Origin of the sequence: Mesorhizobium sp. M7A.F.Ca.CA.004.06.1.1 (assembly GCF_003999135.1) — a bacterium.
Lineage (GTDB): Bacteria > Pseudomonadota > Alphaproteobacteria > Rhizobiales > Rhizobiaceae > Mesorhizobium.
This window is the reverse complement of record NZ_RZPQ01000620.1, coordinates 1-3,533: the sequence shown is the minus strand read 5'-3', so window position 1 is coordinate 3,533 and position 3,533 is coordinate 1. Positions and strand designations below refer to the sequence as shown.

The 3,533-nt window shown below is 63.0% G+C and carries 3 protein-coding genes and 1 pseudogene; all 4 read left to right on the top strand.

The features are described 5' to 3' along the window. Positions 1 to 42: 42 nt before the first annotated feature. Complete coding sequence (tatC, locus tag EN906_RS27025; RefSeq protein WP_127267599.1) at positions 43 to 918, top strand: twin-arginine translocase subunit TatC; 876 nt, start codon at positions 43 to 45, stop codon at positions 916 to 918. A gap of 196 nt (positions 919 to 1,114) precedes the next feature. Then, positions 1,115 to 2,419, top strand: a complete 1,305-nt coding sequence (serS, locus tag EN906_RS27020) for a serine--tRNA ligase (protein WP_127267600.1) — start codon at positions 1,115 to 1,117, stop codon at positions 2,417 to 2,419. Next, complete coding sequence (surE, locus tag EN906_RS27015; protein ID WP_023812184.1) at positions 2,419 to 3,177, top strand: 5'/3'-nucleotidase SurE; 759 nt, start codon at positions 2,419 to 2,421, stop codon at positions 3,175 to 3,177. The genes serS and surE overlap by 1 nt, the downstream gene beginning before the upstream one ends. Then, positions 3,174 to 3,533, top strand: a pseudogene (gene pcm / locus EN906_RS27010) (protein-L-isoaspartate O-methyltransferase); the annotation flags it as partial. The gene surE and the pseudogene pcm, both read left to right, overlap by 4 nt.

The following is a 3,533-nucleotide window of genomic DNA, read 5'->3' as shown; positions in this document are numbered from 1 at the left end:
GGTGAAGAAGCCGGTGGCCAAGAAGACGGCGGGAGCCGCCAAGTGAGCGTTTCGGACACCGAAAAGGACGAGATCGAGAAATCGTCCGCGCCGCTGATGGAGCATCTGATCGAGTTGCGCCGGCGGCTGATCTGGTCGCTGGGCGGCTTCTTCGTTGCCTTCCTGGTCTGTTTCTTCTTCGCCAAGAAACTGTTCAACCTCCTGGTCGTGCCGTTCAAATGGGCGACGCAGTGGGCAGGGCTCGATCCGCACAAGGTCGAGCTGATCTACACGGCGCCGCAGGAATTCTTCTTCACCCAGGTCAAGCTCGCCATGTTCGGCGGCATGGTGATCGCCTTTCCGCTGATCGCCACGCAGATCTACAAGTTCATCGCGCCCGGCCTGTACAAGAACGAGCGCAACGCCTTCCTGCCGTTCCTGATCGCATCGCCGATCCTGTTCCTGATGGGCGCATCGCTGGTCTATTTCTTCTTCACGCCGATGGTGATGTGGTTCTTCCTCGCCATGCAGCAGGCCGGCACCGACGATCAGGTGCAGATTTCGCTGCTGCCGAAAGTGTCGGAATATCTCAGCCTGATCATGACGCTGATCTTCTCCTTCGGCCTGGTGTTCCAGCTGCCGGTGGTGACCAGCCTGATGACACGGGTCGGCATGCTCTCGTCCAAGGGACTGGCCGAGAAGCGCAAATGGGCGATCGTCATTGCCTTCGTCGTCGCGGCGATACTGACGCCGCCCGATCCGATGAGTCAGATCGGCCTGGCCATCCCGACCATCCTTCTCTACGAGGTGTCCATCTGGGCTGCCCGGCTGATCGAGCGCGATCGGGAAAAGCAGCGCGTGGCACGCGAGAAGCAGGGCGCGGCGGAAGAGGTGGCGGACAAAGCACCGGACGAGCCCCCGGCACCTGCCTCCTCATAGGCGACAGAGCGGCTGCAGCGGCGGAAAAACATAGTCGTCGCCCCGTCCTCTTGCATCGATCCCGGATGCGGTTTACGCCCTCTGGCTGAAACGCATCGCGCTCAAAGCGATGCGTTTCAGTTTTGTTTTGAGCATGTCGTTGTCCCAAATCGCTGTGCACTTTTGGGCGACATGCTACCCAGGAGCGTTTCAAACCATGCTTGACATCAAATGGATTCGCGACAACCCGAAGGCCCTTGTCGAGGCGCTGGTGAAGCGCTCGTGGTCGGCCGGTGAGGCGCAGTCCATGGTCGACGGACTGATCGCCTCGGACGAGGCCCGGCGCGAGCACGTCACCGAGCTGCAGACCAAGCAGGAGCGCCGCAATGCCGCGTCGAAGGAGATCGGCAACGCCATGCGTTCGGGCGATGCCGCCCTGGCCGAGACGCTGAAATCCGAAGTCGGCGAGATCAAGGTCTTCATCCAGAACGGCGAGGCGCGCGAACGCGAGCTCGACAAGGCGCTGACCGATGCGCTGGCAGTGCTTCCCAACGTGCCGTTCGACGACGTGCCTGTCGGCAAGGACGAGCACGACAATGTCGTCAAGCACCTCGTCGGCAAGGTGCCGACGCGGCCGAACTGGGTGAAGGAGCATTTTGAGATCGGCGAAGCGCTCGGCATGATGGATTTCGAGCGCGCGGCAAAGCTGTCGGGCTCGCGCTTTACGGTGCTGAAAAGCGGACTGGCCCGGATGGAACGTGCGCTCGGCCAGTTTATGCTGGACCTGCATACGACCGAACATGGCTACGAAGAAGTCATCCCGCCGTTGATGGTCAAGGACGATGTTCTGTTCGGCACCAACCAGTTGCCGAAGTTCGAGGAAGATCTGTTCTTCACGCCGCACGGGGAGGGCAGGCTTGGCCTGATTCCCACTGCCGAGGTCCCACTCACCAACCTTGTGCGTGAAGAAATCACCGCGCATGAAAAACTGCCGCTGCGCTACACCGCGCTGACGCCGTGCTTCCGCTCGGAAGCGGGTTCGGCCGGGCGCGACACGCGCGGCATGCTGCGCCAGCATCAGTTCTACAAGGTCGAGCTGGTGTCGATCACGGACCAGGAATCGTCACTTGCCGAGCATGAGCGGATGACGCAATGCGCCGAGGAAGTGCTGAAGCGGCTCGGCCTGCCGTTCCGCACCATGACGCTGTGCACCGGCGACATGGGCTTTGGCGCGCGCAAGACCTACGACATCGAGGTCTGGCTGCCCGGCCAGAACGCCTATCGCGAGATCTCGTCCTGCTCGGTGTGCGGCGATTTCCAGGCGCGCCGCATGGACGCGCGCTACAAGGACAGAGACGGCAAGGGCAACCGCTTCGTCCACACCCTCAACGGCTCGGGCACAGCCATTGGCCGCGCGCTCATCGCCGTCATCGAAAACTACCAGAACGAGGATGGCAGCGTAACCATTCCTGAAGTGCTGCGGCCTTACATGGGCGGCCTGGAAAAGATCGAAGCGAAATAATGCGTATCCTCCTGACCAATGACGACGGCATTCATGCCGAGGGCCTGGCGTCGCTCGAACGCGTCGCGCGCACGCTGTCCGACGATGTCTGGGTGGTGGCGCCCGAGCAGGACCAGTCCGGCTACGCGCATTCGCTGTCGATCTCGGAGCCGCTGCGGCTGCGCAAGATCGGCGAGAAGCATTTCGCCGTGCGCGGCACGCCGACGGATTGCGTCATCATGGGCGTCAAGAAAATCCTGCCTGGCGCACCCGACCTGATCCTGTCCGGCATCAATTCGGGCGCCAATATCGCCGATGACGTCACCTATTCGGGCACCGTCGCCGGCGCCATGGAAGGCGCGCTGCTCGGTATCCGCTCGATCGCGCTCAGCCAGGGCTACAGCTATGTCGGCGAAGATCGCGTCGTGCCCTACGAGACGACAGAGGTGCTGGCGCCGGCGCTGCTGAAGAAGCTTGTCGCGACGCCGTTGCCGGACGGCGTGCTGCTCAACGTCAATTTTCCCAATTGCACGCCCGAAGAGGTCGCCGGCACGGTGGTCACCACGCAAGGCAAGCTCGTGCACTCCCTGTGGGTCGACGAGCGCCGCGACGGGCGCGGCCTGCCATACTACTGGCTGCGCTTCGGCGGCGAGCCGGTCGAGGGCAAGCAAGGCACCGATCTCTACGCCTTGCGCAACAGGCTGGTGTCGGTGACGCCGCTGCAGCTCGATCTGACCGCGCATGAAATCCGTGACCAATTGAGCAAGGCGCTTGCATGAACCAAGGGATCGATGACCGTGAAGGTTTTGCCGCCTTTCTGCTGCGTCTGCGCGGTCGGGGGACTGTACCGAAAGCGCTGATCGCCGCCTTCGAGGCGACGCCGCGGCGCGGCTTCCTGGCGGCCCAGTTCCATCAGATCGCCTGGTCGGACCGTATGCTGCCGATCGAATGCGGCGAGGCGATCGAAGGTGCCGACATGCAGGCGGCGGTGATCGCGGCGCTCGCTATCGAGCAGGGCAACCGCGTGCTCGAGATCGGTACCGGTTCGGGCTACACCTCGGCGGTGATGTCGCGGCTGGCGGCGCGGGTCATCACCACCGATCGCTACAAGACGCTCGCCGAGCAGGCCAGGCAG